The following is a 17,837-nucleotide window of genomic DNA, read 5'->3' on the forward strand; positions in this document are numbered from 1 at the left end:
TGGATCACCCCCTCAACTGCTCCGCCCTCTGCCTAATTATACTCCTAAGCCTGTCAATGTCCCTGGGGATTATGATGGCGAGAATCATAAAGAAGACGAAGCAGAGGAGCCACGTCGACACGCCTACGAGAGTGATCGCCGCGCCTAGCGAGAGACCTTCAGCCATGAAGCCTGTGAGGGCCGGGGAGGCGGCGCTACCGATGTTCTCGAAGAATCTCAGGTAGCCTGTAGCGCTCGCCCTTAGCTCCGGCTCAGTGACGTCGGTTATCGCAGCTGAGACATTGGGGCCAGCCATGGGTATTTCGAATGCTGTGAGCGTGCCGAGCACCAGGAATTCTTCTGGAGTCCTGGAGTTCATGGTTAGGTATAGTAGGATAGCTGAGAACAGCACTACTATTGCCCCGAAGAGTGCGCGCCCACGCTTAGTTAACCGGAAGAGCATGTCGCCAATGTAGCCTGCGATTATGTTCCCGGCTGTCATCGCTACGAGCCACAGAACCATTACCAGCATCACAAAGCCGGGCGTAAAGCCTCTCTCCTTCTCCATGTACGTTATGATCCAGAATGTGATAGCGTTCCACGGGAAAACGCCCCAGAACCCCTGCAAGTATAGGAGCAGAAGGGATCTATTTCTCAGCAGTTTCTTAAGGTCGGAGAACCTCGCCTTGTATACATCCTCTTTGAGCAGTCCTTCAAGCTCGGGCTCAGAACTCCCACGAGGAATGTCCTTCACGAGGAGTATCGTGAGAACCCCTATGAGAACCCCGATGGGACCCGTTATGAAGAAGGCATTCCTCCACGAAATGCCAGCCCCGACTATTGATAGTGCTAGTATCGACCCGATAATAGCTCCCAGGGGCCCTGTAGCGTTCAAGAGTCCCATCGCCCTCCCCCTCTCGTACGGTTCGAAGTAGTCTGCTACGAGGCTGTATATTCCCGGCGGAGCCGCGTCGTCTATCCCAGTGGCCAGCCTCGTTGCGAAGAACTGAGCGAATGTCCTGCTTAGGGCGTTGAATATCGTGGTAAAGCCCCATATAATAGCTGCCAATCCGGCGAGAAGCTTCCTGGAATACCTGTCGTAGAGGTAGCCCCACAGGGGGTAGAGGACTGCCGCGATGAGGACTGTCAGCGAGAACACTAGGCCCAGTTGCCCATAAGTGACTTGGAACTCGTCCATGACCTGCGGTGCCACGGCGGAGATTATGAAGCGGTCGGCTTGGTGCGTGGTGAGGAAGAGCACGAAGAAGAGTACTACGAACCACCTGTACCTTTTATGCATACAATTAAACTTGCGCAACAATCTTTATATTATTTACTCTCTTTGGAAAAAACCGCTGCTTTTCGGTACTCTTTGGGAGAATAAAACCTAAATTTATAAAAGTGCAGGCTCTAGATCGAGAAGTGTATGGAGAAGCTGCACGTGTTCCCGCCAAGGTATGGGCCAGAATGGGGTAGCGGTGGGGTCTTCGGGTTGAAGTTCTACAAGGGAGTCCTCTACTTTACGGTAGCGTTCGAGGCAGAGGCGCACTTCGTCAGGAGTGGCGGCGAAAGAGTATACAGGTTTGAGCAGGTCGGCAGCCTCCCTACGAGCGGTGGCGACACGTACAACGCTGTCGACGTCGTCGACGACTCGATATACTTTGGAGGGTGGGTTCATGCCCCGGCTAGGTATGCTGGCAGAGCAGGGAGAGGGGGGCGAATATACTTTTACGATAAGTTCAGCCATGTACACGAGTACAGCATTGGCGAGGATAGAGTGAGACTGTTGTGGAAGGAGGGTATTGGCCATGAGTCAGAGTGGGCTGGTGAGATATCCAATATAGTCTACGATCCTGTTAACGACAGGCTACTCCTCTCTAGGGCGGACGGCCACAGGAACCTCGGCGTGTATGCCCTGCCTAGGAAGGGCGGGAAAGCAGAGAAGATCAGCGAGAACCCGTCCCTCAAGGGGGCTCTCCTCTCCGACTACGCGTGCTTCGACGTGATGAGGGAGTGGAGGAGGGGGGTGGAAGCGATACAGTGTCTGGATCTAGTTAGCGGGAAGTGGGACTACTTTAGCCTCGACTACTCGAAAATCAGCGTGGACTCGTACCCAGTATTCTTCGCCATGAGCGGGCCTGCAATCTCAGCCTACGGGAGGTACTTCCACTTCGTGAGGGGCGGCGTGCTCGTGGGCAACCCACTAAACGACGAGGGCGTCTCATTTGTCAGGATGTTCGACTTCGGGCTCTCGGGCTACGGCCCCCTGAGGACAACTGCTACGCCCCTCGGAGGCGGCGTGCTCGTAGCGTTCAACGCCTTCACGCACGGCGTGCTTTACCCGAGGAACGAGGAAGAGAGGGAGATGGCGCGGGCAATGAATACTATTGTTGGCCCGAGTGTCCTCGTGTACATAACTCCTCCGTTAGCGCGGATAGTTGGAGCCCTCGGGGCCCGCGTGACGTCCATAGAGAACGCTGGGAGTGTAGTCTACTTGGGCACGTCCACGACTGCCAACTACGGGGCCCTAGACGCCGGCCCTGTCGACGCCGGGTGGAAGGAGGTCTTGGCCGTCGACGTGGGAACACTCCTCAGCAGTACTCCACCAGTCTACTTTACAGTCTCTGGGTCACAGGTCTTGGACATGCCCTGGGGCGGGATACCCCTTTACGGCTACAGGGAGCCGAGGCTCGTGTTGAGGAGTAGCAAGGACAACACGCTCAGGGTCTTCTCCTACGACTTCAGCCTGCCGCCTGCCAGGGCTGAGGAGGACAGCATTAGCATAAAGGAGGGGCGGAACACTATAGACCTCGGCGCCTTCAAGGGCATCGTGGCATTCCAGCTCGCGGAGGAGGATCCCGAGTTGAAGGCGAAAGTCGTCCTAGAGTAGGTCTCCCGAGAAAGATAGTTTTTTAAGACGAGGCATTCCACGGGCTTAGAGTGTAGCGTGTAATGGAGTCAGAGATTGAGAAATTCGCAAGCAAAGTCGGCTTGCGGCTACTCAACGGAGAAGAGGTTTACAGAGGCAACGATGGTGCAGTGTACAGGGTTCCCCTCGAGGTGAATGGCGAAGCCTTCATCGTCCACTCGGTTCAAAGCGCCTTAGTAGCGAGTAGGCCCGAGATAGTGGGCAGGAAGCTCGACTCGCTCGTCACGCACCCGGCGCGCCTGGTAGCAGGCTACTTGAGGCGTTCAGGCCTCGCCGATAGAAAGGTGGTGTTCATGCACGTCCTGAGGGGCTCTCAGGGCTACAGGCTTGACGTCGCGCTCAGAGAGGCAGGGTTTAGTGTGGAGAGCCAGTTTGTTAAGGTCGTCTACGCCGGTGGATTAGGCGAGAAGCACGCGGAAGCGAAGCCCCACGTAGCCAGCGCCCAGCTCACAGGGCTCTCTGGGGAGGAGAAGACGCTCGTTGTAGCAGACACCGTGGCGACTGGGAGGACTCTAAAGGAGGCGCTACGCTTCATGCTAGACATGGCGGTGTTTAAAGGTGTTCAATTCGAGAAAGTTGTCATCTACGGCTTCATCTCCGAGAGCGGTGCCAGGGTTGTGGGCGACTTCCTAGGGGAGAACGGGATAACACCTCTCTTCTTCGCCCTCGAAGACTTCGCCGCGCTTGCCTCAAACCAGTACGACATGCCACTGTACGGCCCCGACATCGGCCCAAGGGGTGTCGACGCCGAGAAGACTATTGCAGGGGTCTCGGTACCCGAGGCTCTCAGAGCTATGCTCGGAGAGTACTTCCCGGGGATGGATCAGCCCGGCGACTGGAGCGAGAGACAGTGCCTCCTCTTCAACGGGTACGGGTACGAGCGTGGGAAGATAGGGGAGCACCTCGAGCGGAGCCTCAAAAGCCTGGAGGTGCTACACAACGCCGTCCGCGGGGCCTCCTGGTACGAGGAGTGGCTTGAAGAAGTCTTCAAGAAGAGGAGAAAAGGGTTAAAGAGAGCTATGGGCGTTGATGCCTGTACCCCCGAGTAGGCGTGACGCCAGCCTCCCTACAGACTAAAACCTCGACTGGCTGTTTTAGGTGAGCCTCCCTCACGACGTCGTCGTCGCTCAGCACGACTCTTGGGTGCCCGTCTGCTATTATCCTCCCAGAGGCCATTACCACAAGCCTGTCGGCGTACTTGAAGGCCAGGCTGACGTTGTGCGTCACTACTAGTACTGTTTTACCCATCTTCGCGAGGGACTTGAAGATAGACATTAGGTGCTCGCTAAGCCTCCTGTCCTGCCCGGTTGTCGGCTCGTCTACAATGAGTATCTTCGGCCCTAGAGTGTAGACGCTGGCTATCGCTAGCCTCCTTTTCTCGCCCTTGCTCAGGAAGAAGGGGTGCTCGTCTTCGAGGCCCTCGAGGTTGAAGAGCTCTAGCGCCTCTCTAACTTTCTCCGCGTACTCCTCCTCGGGGACACCTCTTATCTTCCAGCTAAACGCTACCTCCTCCCAGACAGTCTGGTTGAATAGCTGGTGCTGGGGGTTCTGGTAGACGTATGCCACCTTAGACGAGAGCTCTAGACGCGTATACCTGCTAACTTCAACTCCGTCTATCAGGACAGAGCCTCTACTGGGTTTTAGGAGCCCGGCGATGACTTTCGATAGAGTCGTCTTACCACTGCCGTTAGGCCCCATAAGGGCCACAAGCTCGCCTGCTCTAAGGTCAAGGTCTACTCCCCTGAGGACGTCTTTACCTCTAGTATAGGAGAACCAGACGCTCCTGAGCGAGGCAACAACCCCTCTCTCGAGGCCTAGGGGTGATACTGAGTCGCAGAGGGGCTGGACGTTTAGCATGCCTTCCCGGGCAACCTTTAGGAGCTGGTCGAGAGTCGGGGGGCTCACCCTCAGCTGTTTTGCGAGCTCGAAGTAGTCGGGCGGGTAGGCCGCGTGCTCCTTTGCTCTCACACCTAGCTCGTAGACTTCGCTGGGGGTGCCTTCAAGCACCACTCTACCGTTGTCAATAACAACTAACCTGTCTGCAAACTCTTCGATGAGTTCTGGCTCGTGCTCTACCATGACGACCGTCGCCTTGAACTCGTCCCGTAGCCTCCTGATAGCCGAGACTACCTCCTCTTTGCCTACCGGGTCTAGATCCGAGGTGGGCTCGTCTAGGAGTAACAGTTTAGGCTTGCGGGCAATTGCTGAGGCTATTGCTACCCGCTGCTTCTCCCCTCCCGAGAGCTGGTTAGGCGAGCGGCTCAGGAAAGTCTCGTCTAGGCCTACGAGGTTTAGAGCCCAGTAGAGCCTTTCCCTCAACTCGCTCTCGTCTAGGCCCAGGGGCTCTAGGCCTAGAACTATCTCGTCTTCGACCGTACTCATCACAAACTGGATTTCCGGATCCTCGAAGACTATGCCCACTTCTCTTGAAATATCGTAGACATCTGTCCTCGAGGCGTCGCGCCCGAGAACTCTGACTCTGCCGCTGAACTCTCCCGGGAGCCTCTGGGGTATTATTCCCGTTAAGGCCATGAGCAGTGTAGTCTTCCCAGAGCCGCTGGGCCCGGTTATTGCCAGGAACTCCCCCTCCCTAACGTCCAGAGTCACGCCTCTCAGGGCTGGCTCCCTAGACCCCCTATACCTCCAGTAGAGGTCTCTTACCTCCACTGCAGCCATAGAGACCACCACGCAAGCAGTACTGTAGTAGCGACTGCAACGGCCAGGAAGAAGACATCGAGCAGCGTGAGCCTGTCCCTGTGGTACTTGGCGGAGAACCTGGTAGAGGGGGCTATACCCCTGGACTCGAGAGCCAGGGAGATTTCGAGGCTCCTCGTGACCATGAGGGAGAGCAGGGGTATCAGGGCGTTAGCATAGAGCAGGAAGCGCTTGGCGAGGCCCGTCTTCTCGAAGTCAACACCCCTAGCCATCATAGCCTCCCGCACGGTGAAAAAGTCAGATACGAAGAAGCTGAGCCCCCTGAAGAAGAGAGACGCAGAGACCGCCAGGCCTGCGGGCAGGCCTAGCCTGCGGAGACCCCACACAATGTCCCTGTCTGAGACTGTGGCTACAAATATCGTGGCTACGAGGATCATTGCGAGTATCCTGGCTATGAAGAAGCCTGCCTTGGTTAGGGCTGCGTCGGTGACTACGAGCTTCCACTCCCATAACCCCCTCTCTGCCTTCAGGCTGAGTAGTGTGGCCGAGAATAGGACGTTCCCGGGGACTTGGGTGAAGAGGACGAATGACAGAACTATGAAAGCCGAGAGGCTGATCACGAGTAGCAGGTAAGATTTTAGGAACCTGAGAGGCACCCCGGCAACTGCTACGAAGAAGAGAGAGACCAGTATCAGGAGGAGTGTAGATGGTATGTCCTTCACGAATAGAACGCCTAGCGACAGAAAAAGTGGGACTAGTATCCTAACAGTGCCGTTCACCTTGCTGTAGACTGTAGGGCGCACAGGAGCCCCGGCGAGTTCCTCGAGTATAGTCGGCATCCTCTAGCTCCACCATCCTTCGACGTATAGCTCGGTACGCTTGAACACAGGAGTCAGCGCTACTAGTATAGCTGTTGAGATCACCGAGAGTACTATGAGATCCCCGATAACCCACCCCGTGAAGACAGGCCAGAAGAGCTCAGAGGGCAGGGGCGGCGGGAAGTTGAAGACGGTGAGCGTCCCCGCGCCCCACAGGCCTGAAAGTACTGATGTCAGAATGACTCCCGCTATGTACGTGGCCCAGGTCTTCGCGTTGCCGACGAGAAGGCCGAGCATTATGCCTACCAGTGCTAGTGCTAGGCCTGTGTACACGCTTCCGACGTAGATAGACGTGAAGGGTTCTCCGAGAGAGCCCCAGAGAACCTGTATTATGATCCCAAGCACCAGGATTGCAAAGCCCAGTGAAACAAACACTGGGAATAGCTTGGCGGCTCTCCCGCGTTTAACAGTGAAGTCTGGGTCTACTCGGAGGAGCCTGAAGAGCATGGCCGGGACAATTGCCTCGATAAAGTCTGCAAAAGACCAGACTGCAGACTGGATGACGGTGTACCCGCTCGGGTAGAGCCCCAGGAAGAAGCAGCTAAAGTAGCCTGCCAGCGCCCCCCACATCCCCATCCACACGCCGAGAGGCACGTACACTGCGGCCGCGACGTAGAGGGCTGAGACGCCGGGAGCCCCGAGTACGGGGAATATGAGGGAGGACAGGACGGCAAGGACGTATGCGATAGCTGTTGCCAGCACGAACGATACTATGTGGCCCCAGGTCACTCTCCTCTTAGCTCGTGTTCCCCCCGTCACATGAGCACTACTTTACATGTTTATATAAACTTTTCTTTATTTTAAAAGGAAAAGTTTATATGGATTTATCTTGAATATGATAACGATGGGCTCTAGGAGAGTAGACGAGGTACTAGCACAGCTCGTGTGCCAGAAGGCCCTCCACGCGCTCAGGGCATACGTCCAGCCGCGCGTGATACTCGAGGCCCTAAGCGCGAGGGGGCTGGAGCTCTCGCCTGTAGACCTGAGCCGGTACCTGAGCGGGTCTGTCCTGCCGGCCCCCGAGAAGGCCTACGCTATACTTGACATAATCTACCGCAGCGGGCTTGTAGGGGAGGCCTTCCGGAGGGCAGTAGAGGTGGACTCGCAGGGTATAGTCAACGTGCCACTTATAGCCTACAACGCCCAGCTACTCGACCTCGCGGCGTCAGTCGCCTACGCCCTGTTCAGGGGCAGGGTCGACGTAGTCGTCACGGCGGCGACCAACGGCATACCTCTCGCCGCGCTCGCCTCCTCCTTCCTCGGCACCAGGCTAGCTGTCGCCAGGAGGGAGCGCGAGAGCCCGACGCTCAAGTACCTGGAGGCAGACCTCTTACTCAGAGACCCTCCCTCCTACGTCCACCTGTACATGCCGGCCGACATGCTGAGGGGCGGCGACAGAGTCTTAATCGTAGACGACTTGTTCCGCACGGGCAGGACTCTCAGAGCCCTCGTCAATATAGCCGCGAAGGCCGACGCACGGGTTGTGGGCGGCGTATCGATGGTCGCTCTCGGGGAGGCGTGGCGCGAGGCCGTGCCGGCAGGCTCTGAGTTCGTGGCCCTCTTGAGGCTGTAGTGTTTCTGCAGGTCTGGAGGCAGAGTCTAGAGAGTGCCCAGAGCTGGCTTCTGCTGGCAGGTCGATGTCCTCTTCAATGACGGCGAAGTTGCAGTAGTCGAAGTCGAGTAAAGCACTAGGGAGGGTACTAGCGAGTTCCGATGATGGGAGAGCTAGGTATAGTAGTTTACGGGAGTATTCTGGGTAGCACCAAAGTTTAATTACTTAGGCTGGTGACAATGTGGTGGCAATGAAGAAAAGTAATGTGTTGTTTGTCGTTGATTATGACGGAACACTTGCCCCCGAGAACTCTCCTGCTGACCCGCGCGTAATCGAGGACTTGTCGCGCTTGAAGAGCACGCACAGCTTTAAACTCGTCCTAGCTACAGCTAGACCAGAAGCTGATGCCTGGAGGTTTATAAAGAGGGTTGATGTCTTCGACGCCTTGATACTTGAGCTAGGATCCGTTATCTACTTCACAGCTGAAAGCCCCACCCTGAAGGGCGGGGAGGGGGTCAGCTCTAGAGAGCTCGTCATCTTTAAGCCGGGGGGCTGGGAAGAGCTCATCGATATTGTTTCCCGCGAGGTGCCTCCAGTGAACAAGGGAGAAGTGCTATACTACTTCGACCAAGACTGGCTGGCAAGGGCCGAGAAGGTTGCTACAGGGGTTAGCACGGCTTTGCTGGAAATAAAGAAGGTCGGCTCTAGAACATACGTTTTCGCCCCTAGGGGGCTTGACAAAGGCGTTGGCCTTTCTAGGCTTCTAAGGCTGGCTAGATGGAAGCATCGAGTTGTCGCAATCGGGGATAGTGCGTCAGATCTCCCTCTATTCGAGCTAGCTAGCATCCGAGTAGCTGTTGCCAATGCAGACGAGTCTCTTAAGAGAAGTGCCGATTACGTCACTAGTGGGGAGCGGGGAGAAGGCGTTATCGAAGCTGTAAAAAAATTAATTTAAATTTGTTCTTTATCCTAGAATTCCTAGGATTGCCAGGATGAAGGCTACGAGGAATAGTACTACTACGGCTTTGCCGTAGCTGTAGCCTTTATACTTGATGAGCCAGTATGTGAATAGCGTGAAGAGTAATGGGAGCAAGGAAGGCATCAGCTGGTCTAGTACCGGTTGTAGTTTTATGGCCTGCCCGCCATAGGCTGCTAGAACTATCGGGGTTGTTGCTCTGACGTATGTGGCTGTTATTCCTCCCATTATCGCCATTGCGAAGCCTGTTATCGCTTCCCTGAAGACTTTCAGCACCTCTCCCTTTAACACTTCCGCCATGGATAAACCGTATCTGTACCCGTAGACGAGAGTATAGTACTTCACAGCCCATGACACAGGTATCCAAATTAGGAGCGCTATTATCGGTCCCAGGATATTACGCTGAACACCTAGAGAGGCCCCCAGTAGGAATGCTATAGGCAGTATTGTGAACCACATTATAGAGTCGCCTAGGCCTGCAAAGGGCCCCATGAGTGCAGTTTTAATGCCGCGTATTGTGTCCTGGTCTGCCCCCTGCTCTTCGAGTGATATGACCATTCCGTATATCGCGTTGTGTAGGTGTGGCTCTGTGTTGTAGAACTCGTTGTGAAGCCTGAGCCATGACTTGATCTCTTCAGGGTCTTTTCGCAACTTCTTTTCCACTTCAAGCATGCCATGTGCGAATCCCGTTCCCATCATTCTCTCGTAGTTCCAGGAGGATTGAATAAACCATGAAACACCAAACCACCGCAGGAAGTCTCTTGCCGTCGCCTTGCCAGTTGGAGGGGTAACTGTCGAAGAAGATTCTGTACCTTCAAGAACCTCTCTGTGGGTAAAGAGGTATAGAGCAAAGATTATTGAGCCAGCTATGAGTGCTATGGCTAGTAGGCTCAGCTTTAGGTAAGCGGCAAGGGCGAATCCGAGAATATAGAAGGCTATGTTTCTCCTGGAGAGCATCATCTTCATCATTATTGCAGCACCTAGAGCTGGGAGCACAGCTCCAGCAACGCCCATAGCGTCCCAGAACCTTATAGTCAGGGGGCCTACATGGATCACTTGCAATGAATCAATGAAAGCCTTGACACCTTGAGGATTGATGGCAAGTGCTCCTACAAACCCCCAGATGGGGATGGCCCTGCTGAGGCCCCAAGGAACAGCACCTACTATGTTTATCAACGGTATTGCTCCGAAGTTTCCTCTCTCGATTTCTCTGTCAGCCCAGTGGGTGAATACTGCGTCAAAAGACCTTACCACTATTTCGAGGTTCATTGTGAGAACTGCTATAGGTATAGCTAGAGGAACCGCGGCTTCAGGTTTCAGGCCTGTAGTTATGGCTACGACTACAGATGCTATTGTCCCAGTTGCAGCTTCGGGTACTGTTCCTCCACCGATAGTGAAGAGACCTGCAAATACAAACTCTAGAAGTGCCCCTACTACTAGACCTGTTATCGGGTCTCCTAGAATTAACCCTGTGAGCGTCCCAGCAACTACTGGTCTCCAGATGCCTAGGGGTGTTACCCATATGTAGTCGAGGCCGAATATAAAGGCGAGGAGGCCAAGCAATCCGACTTCAAAAGATCCTAGTGCTGTCATACAAGTTTTTTGCGATGTAATTTCTTATAAACCTTTTTTAAATAGCAAAGATGATATAGCGAGGTTGTTTTCATAACAGTGTCAAAGGATGGCTAAAAGAGTATTAGACTTAACTGGAAGAGAGTTAGCTAGTATAAGTGCAAGAGAGTTTAAAGATGCCGTTAAAGCCTCAGAGGGGAGAGTAGTCGCCGCAGAGGTCGTTGTCGCTTCCAAACCTCTAGTTGACGGAGTGTCTAATGTCGAGCTCGCCGCACGGTTCGGTGCAGACATCCTCATACTGAACATGTACGATGCTCTCAATCCTAGCGTTGAAGGTGTACCAGAGGTACTTGCGTCTTTACAGGGCATAGCAGAGTTTGTCCAGAGGTTTGTTGGAAACAACCTCGAGCCTGTTGAAGAGGGGTTGATTCCTGAGGGAAGGAGGCTCTCTGAGAAGACTGTTAAACGGAGCATTGAGCTAGGCTCAAGGCTTATAGTAGTCACTGGAAATCCCGGCCTCGGTGTTACCTGGGATAAAATAGCTGTGGGAGTTGAGAAGACTGTAAGTATTACTGGAACTCGTGCTCTCGTGTTCGGTGGTAAGATGCACAGTGGGGGGTTAAAAAACGAGAAAATGTACGATTTAGCGCTTATCGAGAGAGTAATGTCTAGTGGTGCTGATGGAGTACTTGTTCCAGCCCCATTTACAGTTCCTGGAGCCTCTCCAGAAAACATCGAAAAAGTTGTCTCACTCGCCGAGAAATACGACGCTTTAGTTATGTGTACTATCGGGACATCCCAGGAGGGGAGTCCCAAGGAGGTTATTAGGAGTATAGCGTTACACTCCAAAGCCTGTGGATGTGATATTCACCACATAGGCGATTCAGGTTACTCTATGGGCGTCGCTATACCGGAGAATATTTTGGAGCTCTCACTTGCAGTTAGAGGCGTTAGACACACATATAAGAGAATATCAATGTCCCATCTGAGGTGAGTAGAGTTGAAGTTGGTCTTGGCATCCCATGGAGGTCTAGGATGCGAGATGATAAGGGCGGTAGCTATGATACTCGGAGTCTCTGTGCTAGAGAAGGCTAAATGTGTAGAGTTACTAGAAGGCGAGAGCCTTGAAAACTACTATGAAAAATTGTCCAAGAGTGTGGACGGGGAAACAATTGTTCTATGCGACTTGTTTGGTGGGACTCCCAGCAGAGCCGCACTTATGCTCTTACAGGAGGGTAAAGTCAAAGCAGTACTAACAGGCTTCAACATGGCCATGGTTATTGACTTACTATCTAATGGAGCCTCCAGTGCAGAGGACGCTGCGAAAAGCGCTAGAGACGCTGGCTTGCAGGGCATTAGGGCATTCATAGGCCCTAGCCTAAGTGAAGTTACGGAGAGCCCAGGGGAGTCTTTTTATCGAAAAAATAAAGAGCAGATTTAACAGGTGAAGTATGTGTCTATGCAACAGAAGAATATTTTCATTAGAATAGATGACCGCTTTATACACGGTCAAGTGACTGCTGCCTGGACGAAAAAAGTTGGAGCTACATCTATATGGGTTGTAAATGACAAAATTGCAGGAAACCCAGCCCTCAAACAGCTCCAGATAATGCTAGCACCTCCAGGAGTCTCTGTCGCTGTTTTGAAAATCGAGGAGGCTGTTGAGAAAATTAAAAACCTCAAAAATAATGAGAAAGTTTTAATGTTATTTGAGAACCCTGTAGACGTCCTGGCATTTCTCGAGAAATCGGGCGTCAAGGTGGATTCTGTCCAATTGGGTCAAATGGGGTATAGAGCTGGAAGAGTAAAAATCGAGAAAACATTCGATATTGGCCCCGAAGACCACAAGGCACTCTTAAAACTGTTGGATATGGGGGTGAAACTCTACTACCAGCAACTTCCAGACTTTCCGCCAAAGCCTGTAGACATGGAGCAGAAGATTAGAAGCCTAAGACTTGGGTGATTAAACTGAGGCTTCGAGTGGGCCTTATAGGTTCTGGCTGGTCTGCCAATGCCCAGGCTTGGGCTTTACGCGCTCTAAGATTTACCGTACGCGAAGACGGGTTCCCTGAAGTAGAGCTCGTACGTGCTATGAGCTCAACTCCCTCGAAGATAGAGTCTTTCGCTAGACAGTTTGGCTTTAAAGAGTGGACAACTAAGGAGGGGGACTTTTTCAAGGGCGATCTTGATGTCGTGATAATAGCTTCTCCTAACAATACACACGCGTACTACGCGTCGAGAGCCATAGAATCTGGTGCTGACATCATTGTTGAGAAGCCTTTCACAGTAACAGTTGAAGAAGCAAGAGAGATTGTATCTAAAGCCAAGAAGAGTAGGAGGAGAGGCGCAATATGCCTGGTTAGCCGGCTTCTACCAGCCTCTGTGGTTACTAGAGAGTTGATAAGTAGGGGAGAAATAGGGGAGATACGAGAATTCAGAGCTGTCATAGCGCATGCAAAGCACGCTTATGCAGATACACCTTTTGAGTGGCGTATGAGTAGAGAGGTCGCAGGAGGAGGAGTATTTGCCGACCTTGGTGTTCACCCCCTAGACCTCTCAGAAAACCTTACTGGGCTTAAGGTAAAGCGGATATGGGGTAGGACATATACACTGGTAAGTGAGAGGTTTGACCCACGCGTAGGGCAAAAAGTGAAAGTAGACACTGAAGACGTGGGGTTTGCAGTACTCGAGTTTGAGAATGGTGGTGTCGGTAGCATTGAAGCCTCTAAGGTTTCACCAGGCTTCGAGGAGCAAATGAGGATAGAAATTCACGGAGACAAAGGAGGTATCCGCTTCTCAATAACTGAGCCCCAAACGATCTATATTTTTAAGAGGGGAACATCTAGAGTCGAGAAAGTAACGAGGGGTTTTGAGGATATTTACCCGTGGCTTATATGGCCTGCACCTAAAAGTTTTGAAGGCTGGGTTTATGCCTACCTTATTCTACACAAGAACTTCATCGACAATGTTTCAGGGCTCCGGGAGAGCACTGTACCAACCTTGGAGGATGGGCTCCGGAGCCAAGTCCTTCTAAGTAGTTTCTACGAATCAAGCACAAAGGGAGAACCTATCGATCTAGAGTAGATCCACTATACTTTTCTTGATCTTCTCGAAGGAGCTCTCGCTAACGAACTGTGCTAGTCTTTCATAGAATACCCCCTCTTCTGGATTTGATAGATAACCAAGGTACCCGTTTGTATATGAGAAAAGTAGAAGGTTTTTAACACCTTTCTTTTCTGCAACCTCGGCCAGCTCCTCATAGACGTTCATGTGAACCTCAAACGGCACTGTTACAATAGAAGTATCCTCCATCCTTAGAAGTTGAAGCCGTGCAATATCTCTTGAAGGGTAGCCCGGACAGTCTATTAACTTGCTGAGCAACATTAAGCCTTCGTGCATAGATTCGCGAACTCTGTTGCTCCCTGTAGCCGGTAACTCAGACTTTAAAGTTGAGAGTATTTCCTCTGGGTTGGTTAGTTCAGCCTCTACTTCTTCGTACTTGTAAGATATATCGCCGGATAACGTCGTGCAATTTTCAGGCTTGGCTTCGATCTGGTCAGCTAGCAAGTAGCCGATCCTCCGGGCTTCATCAAACGTCTGTGACTTACGCGTGAAACGCGTAGAAATATTGCCGGCTGCACCATTGAAGAAAAGAACACCCTTTAAAACACTAAGTGATTTCAGACGTTCAACAGTGTAGCCGATGAAGTCAGAAGAGATTAAGAGGTTTTCGGGCCCCAGTACAGTGGGGTGGATACCTGTATTGAAGAGGAGAATTTCCGAGGAAGTAGTTGTAAAAATCAATGAGTATGCGGGCAGTGTCTGGTATCTCATGGGATTATTCCTGTCTGTAGCTACACCTTGAACTAAAGACTTGCAAAGGTATATAGAGCTTGGCTGGACAGGATTGGTCTCTGAGAATAAGTTTTCGATTACACCTAGGAAGTGCGAATAGGAGTCAGGATCGAAAACATCTTCGCAGAATGTAAGTAGAGGGGATCTAAACAGTGTGGCTGGAGCAGAGTGAGTGTGTGTTGCCGAAATAATCAGGATGTTGTTGCCAAACGTCTGATTAGCAATTCTTAAAATATCTGAGTACATTTGATTGTCAACTCCTAGGAGGTCTAAGCTGACAGCCACTACTAGTCTTCCGGAGTCTTCTATGATTACTACCCTTGCAAATATGTCGTCGTGCACTCCTTGAGACTTCCCTGTTCGCGTAATATACCCGGCCAGGGGATGCCCTACGGGGTTAGGCGGCGTGATAGGTTTCTCGGAGAAGCAAGCCCTCGGCATCCCCGCTACCTTGTGACGGCTTTCGTCAGGTAGCGTGGCGCGTCTATTGGTCTCCCGAGCTCTACGCCTAGCCTGTACGCGAGGAGCTGGAGTGGGATGGCGTAGGCTATTGGGGCTAGGTGCCGCTCGGCTGGCGGAGTGGAGATAACGGCTAGTCTTTCGCTCTTGATTTCCGCTAGTCTCCCGTCGCCCTCGAAGCCCACGGCTACTACTGACGCCCCTGCCTCGGCGGCTGACTGTATTAGGGGGTACGTTGCCTCTGCCGAGAGCTTCTCGACGGGTACTATGAAGCCCGTGAAGAAGCCCTCCTCTACGAGGACGAAGGGGCCGTGCTTGAACTCTCCGGCCTCTACGCCTTCGGCGTGGAAGTAGGCCGCCTCTTTGAGCTTCAGGGCGGCCTCTAGGGCTAGGGGGTATGTTATACCCCTGGAGACCACGTACCCTCCCCTGCACCCCCTTACCAGCTTCACTGCCTGCTTTGCCTCTTCGTCTACCCTTGGGAGTGCTTCCGCGAGGCGGAGTGCCGCCTCCCTTGCTGAGGATACTTTCTGGGCGTACGTGCTTGCGTCGGTCTTGCCGGCCTCCCTGGAGGCTCTTAGGGCAACGAGGTAGAGTAGCAACAGCGTCGACGTGAACGTCTTTGTGGCTGGGACTGCGAGCTCGGGGCCGGCGGCTATGGGTAGGTAGACGTTTGACAGCCTCGCAAGCCTGGAGCCTATGTAGTTCGTTACACCTAGTATTGTCGCGCCTCGGAGCTTCGCCTCGTACAGCGACGAGAGCACGTCGCCTGTCTCGCCTGACTGCGAGATTGCTACGACTAGGCTCCCCGGGCTTACGTTCTCGACGTAGTAGAGGGGGAACTCTGCAGCGCTGGTGACGACTGGGCTTATGCCCACAAGCTCCGAGAGGTAATACGATGCGACCATACCTGCGTGGAGGCTTGTCCCGTTGGCTATTATGTAGACATCTTCCGCGCCGAGCACTAGGCGTGCGGCGAGCTGGAGGTACTTCTCCTGGACGCTGCTCAGCGTCCTCAGGAGGGCGTAGGGGGCTTCGTACACCTCGCGTAGCATGTGGTGCTGGAAGCCGCCCTTCTCCACGAGTGAGGGGTCTACATCTACGGGGGACCCGGGTTTAAGCGGGGCTTCCCTACCCTCCTTGAATACTCGGACTCCCTCCCTGCAGAGTAGTGCTAGTTCGCCTGGCTCGATGGCAACGTAGCTGTCCGCGAAGCCGTAGAGGGCTGGCAGGGTATTTGTTATGTAGAGAGTGTTGCTCGACAGCCCTATGTACAGGGGTGTAGCCTGGGTGAAAGCTCCTATGCACTCTGCGTCTCTGTCTAGCACTGCTACCGCGTAGAACCCTTCCAGGGCACCCTGGAGGGCTTTAAGGGCCTCGGTGAAGCTCCTGTCTTTTTCGAGCTCCTCCTCCACGAGGTGCGCCGCTACCTCGAAGTCGCTTCTAGACTGTAGTCTGTGGCCTCCCATTACTACCCTGTCCTTGAGCCTCTCGTAGTTGCTTATCGCGCCGTCCCCAGCAACAGCCACTCTCTGCCTGCAGTCGGCGAAGGGGTGCGTGTTCTCGGCTGTAGGCCTCCCGTGTGTAGCGTAGCGGGTATGGCCCAGTGCTATGCTGCTAGTCAGCCTGTCTAGGCCCAGCTTCTCTGCGACGTAGTCTACCCAGCCGGCGTCCTTGTACACTTCCAGCACGCCGCCCTCCACGACTGCTATGCCGGTGCCGTCGTAGCCCTTGAAGCGCATCCTCTTCAGGCCCTCGAGGACGCTAGGCACTACATTAGCGCCGCTCCTGCTTACTGCCCCGAAGAGGCCTCCCATGGCTACTCACCGTATACTTCCACTCCCCCGACGATTGTCTTGACTACTCTTAGCTTCTCGTCTAGGAGGACGAGGTCTGCCAGGTAGCCGGGCGCTATGACGCCCAGCTTGCCCCCTAGACCTATGCTTAGGGCTGGCGTAGTAGAAGCCATGCGAACGGCGTCAGCGAGGCTGAAGCCCAGCTTCACAATGTTTGCGACTGCCCTGTCCATTGTGAGCGTGCTACCGGCAAGCGCTCCTGTCTCAGCAAGCCTCGAGACGCCTCCTCTAACTACAATTTTCAGGCCTCCGAGAGTGTACTCCCCGTCGGGTAGCCCTGTCGCGGCGACAGCGTCTGTTATCAGGACTGTGCGACCCGGGCCTGCTACTCTCGCAACAAGCCTGGTTGTAGCAGGGTGTAGGTGGATTAAATCGGCTATCATCTCGATGAACACGTTTGGCTGCTCTAAGAGCGCGAAAGCTACTCCCGGCTCGCGGTGGTGGAAGTGTCTCATCTGGTTGAAGATGTGGTTGGCCTTTGAGGCGCCTGCTAGCACGGCTCTAACAGCATCCTCGTAGGTCGCATCTGTGTGCCCCAGGCCCACGGTGATACCCATCTCCACGGCGCGCCTTATGAACTCGGTGGATCCCGGGAGCTCGGGCGCGACCGTGACCTGCTTGATGTGCCCCCTTGAGGCTCTGTAGTACTCTGAGAGCTCTGCGGTTGAGGGCTCCCTGAAGAAGCGGGGATCCATTGCGCCCCTCATCTGCGGGTTCAGGTAGGGGCCCTCTAGGTGTATTCCGAGTATCCTCGCGCCAGACCCGGGCTCCTGCCTCTCGATTGCCACAGCAAGTTCAGACGAGGCCTTCAGCAACACCTCGTGGGGTGCCGCGACGAGGGACGCCAGGAACCCTGTTACCCCGTGCCTCGTAACCTCCTGAGCTACTCTCAGGGCGTCTCCGGAGCTCGCGAGCGTGAAGTCTACGCCTCCGTAGCCGTGAAAGTGCGTGTCTACAAAGCCGGGGGCTACTGTTAGGCCTGACGCGTCTACGGTCTTGTCGCCCGTCAGGTTACTGCCCACGTCGCGTATTACCCCGGACTCTATCGCAATATCCTTCTCGCCTAGATCTAGAAAGGGTGTTAGGACTCTGCCCCCTCTAACTATAACCCTCATCAAGTGTTGTT

At 53.8% G+C, this 17,837-nt stretch carries 16 protein-coding genes; 8 read left to right on the forward strand and 8 right to left on the reverse strand.

Annotated elements, in window-relative coordinates:
- Nucleotides 1-4: 4 nt before the first annotated feature.
- Entirely contained in the window at nucleotides 5-1,279 is a 1,275-nt protein-coding gene (locus tag IG193_RS01820) for an MFS transporter (RefSeq protein ID WP_192819196.1), read from the reverse strand.
- Between the two features lie 126 nt (nucleotides 1,280-1,405).
- Between IG193_RS01820 and IG193_RS01825 the strand changes: the two genes are divergently transcribed.
- A complete protein-coding gene (locus IG193_RS01825; protein ID WP_192819197.1) occupies nucleotides 1,406-2,869 on the forward strand; it encodes a DUF2139 domain-containing protein in 1,464 nt (487 codons plus the stop codon).
- A gap of 62 nt (nucleotides 2,870-2,931) precedes the next feature.
- Nucleotides 2,932-3,957 carry a hypothetical protein gene (locus IG193_RS01830; RefSeq protein ID WP_192819198.1) on the forward strand — a complete coding sequence of 342 codons (1,026 nt, stop codon included), beginning with the start codon at nucleotides 2,932-2,934 and terminating at the stop codon, nucleotides 3,955-3,957.
- Here the strand turns inward: IG193_RS01830 and IG193_RS01835 are convergent.
- From IG193_RS01835 to IG193_RS01845, 3 genes are read right to left on the reverse strand one after another with little or no spacing between them, the layout of a single operon-like run.
- Complete coding sequence (locus tag IG193_RS01835) at nucleotides 3,926-5,584, reverse strand: ABC transporter ATP-binding protein (protein WP_192819199.1); 1,659 nt, start codon at nucleotides 5,582-5,584, stop codon at nucleotides 3,926-3,928. The two genes, IG193_RS01830 and IG193_RS01835, sit on opposite strands and share 32 nt — an antisense overlap.
- The gene (locus tag IG193_RS01840; protein WP_192819200.1) at nucleotides 5,566-6,402 is read right to left on the reverse strand and encodes an energy-coupling factor transporter transmembrane component T family protein; all 837 of its coding nucleotides are present in this window, start codon (nucleotides 6,400-6,402) and stop codon (nucleotides 5,566-5,568) included. Before IG193_RS01840 ends, IG193_RS01835 begins: the two co-directional genes overlap by 19 nt.
- A 3-nt stretch (nucleotides 6,403-6,405) precedes the next feature.
- The gene (locus tag IG193_RS01845) at nucleotides 6,406-7,200 is read right to left on the reverse strand and encodes a hypothetical protein (RefSeq protein ID WP_192819201.1); all 795 of its coding nucleotides are present in this window, start codon (nucleotides 7,198-7,200) and stop codon (nucleotides 6,406-6,408) included.
- Nucleotides 7,201-7,285: 85 nt separating this feature from the next.
- Between IG193_RS01845 and IG193_RS01850 the strand changes: the two genes are divergently transcribed.
- Entirely contained in the window at nucleotides 7,286-8,014 is a 729-nt protein-coding gene (locus IG193_RS01850) for a phosphoribosyltransferase family protein (protein ID WP_192819202.1), read from the forward strand.
- 229 nt (nucleotides 8,015-8,243) lie between these two features.
- Nucleotides 8,244-8,948 carry an HAD family hydrolase gene (locus IG193_RS01855; RefSeq protein ID WP_192819203.1) on the forward strand — a complete coding sequence of 235 codons (705 nt, stop codon included), beginning with the start codon at nucleotides 8,244-8,246 and terminating at the stop codon, nucleotides 8,946-8,948.
- Nucleotides 8,949-8,957: 9 nt separating this feature from the next.
- Here IG193_RS01855 and IG193_RS01860 read toward each other — a convergent pair whose 3' ends face one another.
- The gene (locus tag IG193_RS01860; protein ID WP_192819204.1) at nucleotides 8,958-10,562 is read right to left on the reverse strand and encodes a PTS system mannose/fructose/sorbose family transporter subunit IID; all 1,605 of its coding nucleotides are present in this window, start codon (nucleotides 10,560-10,562) and stop codon (nucleotides 8,958-8,960) included.
- An 88-nt stretch (nucleotides 10,563-10,650) separates the two neighbouring features.
- On the opposite strand from IG193_RS01860, the gene IG193_RS01865 reads away from it, so the two are divergent.
- From IG193_RS01865 to IG193_RS01880, 4 genes are read left to right on the forward strand one after another with little or no spacing between them, the layout of a single operon-like run.
- Nucleotides 10,651-11,535 carry a DUF7916 family protein gene (locus IG193_RS01865; RefSeq protein WP_192819205.1) on the forward strand — a complete coding sequence of 295 codons (885 nt, stop codon included), beginning with the start codon at nucleotides 10,651-10,653 and terminating at the stop codon, nucleotides 11,533-11,535.
- A 6-nt stretch (nucleotides 11,536-11,541) separates the two neighbouring features.
- A complete protein-coding gene (locus IG193_RS01870) occupies nucleotides 11,542-11,982 on the forward strand; it encodes a PTS sugar transporter subunit IIA (RefSeq protein ID WP_192819206.1) in 441 nt (146 codons plus the stop codon).
- An 18-nt stretch (nucleotides 11,983-12,000) separates the two neighbouring features.
- A complete protein-coding gene (locus IG193_RS01875; RefSeq protein ID WP_225876143.1) occupies nucleotides 12,001-12,504 on the forward strand; it encodes a PTS system mannose/fructose/N-acetylgalactosamine-transporter subunit IIB in 504 nt (167 codons plus the stop codon).
- A 17-nt stretch (nucleotides 12,505-12,521) separates the two neighbouring features.
- Complete coding sequence (locus IG193_RS01880; RefSeq protein WP_192819208.1) at nucleotides 12,522-13,625, forward strand: Gfo/Idh/MocA family protein; 1,104 nt, start codon at nucleotides 12,522-12,524, stop codon at nucleotides 13,623-13,625.
- Here the strand turns inward: IG193_RS01880 and IG193_RS01885 are convergent.
- The 3 genes from IG193_RS01885 to nagA are packed head-to-tail and all read right to left on the reverse strand — an operon-like array spanning nucleotide 13,617 to nucleotide 17,826.
- Nucleotides 13,617-14,837, reverse strand: a complete 1,221-nt coding sequence (locus IG193_RS01885; protein WP_192819209.1) for a neutral/alkaline non-lysosomal ceramidase N-terminal domain-containing protein — start codon at nucleotides 14,835-14,837, stop codon at nucleotides 13,617-13,619. The two genes, IG193_RS01880 and IG193_RS01885, sit on opposite strands and share 9 nt — an antisense overlap.
- Before the next feature lie 5 nt (nucleotides 14,838-14,842).
- Nucleotides 14,843-16,672 carry a glutamine--fructose-6-phosphate transaminase (isomerizing) gene (gene glmS, locus IG193_RS01890; RefSeq protein WP_192819210.1) on the reverse strand — a complete coding sequence of 610 codons (1,830 nt, stop codon included), beginning with the start codon at nucleotides 16,670-16,672 and terminating at the stop codon, nucleotides 14,843-14,845.
- A gap of 2 nt (nucleotides 16,673-16,674) precedes the next feature.
- Nucleotides 16,675-17,826, reverse strand: a complete 1,152-nt coding sequence (gene nagA, locus IG193_RS01895; protein ID WP_192819211.1) for an N-acetylglucosamine-6-phosphate deacetylase — start codon at nucleotides 17,824-17,826, stop codon at nucleotides 16,675-16,677.
- Nucleotides 17,827-17,837 lie beyond the last annotated feature (11 nt).

Source organism: Infirmifilum lucidum (assembly GCF_014876775.1).
GTDB classification, from domain to species: Archaea; Thermoproteota; Thermoprotei; order Thermofilales; family Thermofilaceae; genus Thermofilum; species Thermofilum lucidum.